Below are 567 nucleotides of genomic sequence, written 5' to 3' on the forward strand. Positions count from 1 at the left end.
GGCGTGAATGACCTGACCAACGTCATCACCTTGGCCAATACCGGCGTGGCCGACCTTGCCGGCAATACCGGCAGCGGCACCACCAATTCCGGCAATTACACGATCGACACCGTGCTGCCGACCGCCACCATCGTGGTCGCCGACAATGCGCTGAGAGTCGGCGAAACATCCCTCGTGACCATCACCTTCTCCGAGGCGGTGACCGGTTTCAGCAACGCCGACCTAACCATCGCGAACGGCACGCTCAGCGCGGTGAGCAGCAGTGACGGCGGCATCACATGGACCGCCACATTCACGCCGACCACCACCATTACCGATGCCACCAACCTGATCACGCTGGACAACAGCGGTGTGCAAAACGGTTCGGGCAATGCCGGCAGCGGCACCACCAACTCCAACAACTACGCCATCGACACCGTGCGCCCGACGGCCACCATCGTGGTGGCGGACACTGCACTGAGCATCGGCGAAACCTCGCTGGTCACGATTACCTTCTCGGAAGCGGTCAGCGGTTTCACCAACGCCGACCTGACCCTTGCCAACGGCACGTTGAGCGCGGTGAGCAGC

General features: G+C 62.6%; 1 protein-coding gene. It reads left to right on the top strand.

Translation table 11 applies throughout. The annotated features are described in order from the left end of the window. Nucleotides 1-567, top strand: a 567-nt coding sequence (locus FHL16_RS33845) for an Ig-like domain-containing protein (RefSeq protein ID WP_238706225.1), incomplete at both ends; no start/stop codon positions are given.

Source organism: Pseudomonas sp. FSL W5-0299, assembly GCF_005930655.1.
In the GTDB taxonomy this organism is placed as follows: Bacteria; Pseudomonadota; Gammaproteobacteria; order Pseudomonadales; family Pseudomonadaceae; genus Aquipseudomonas; species Aquipseudomonas mandelii.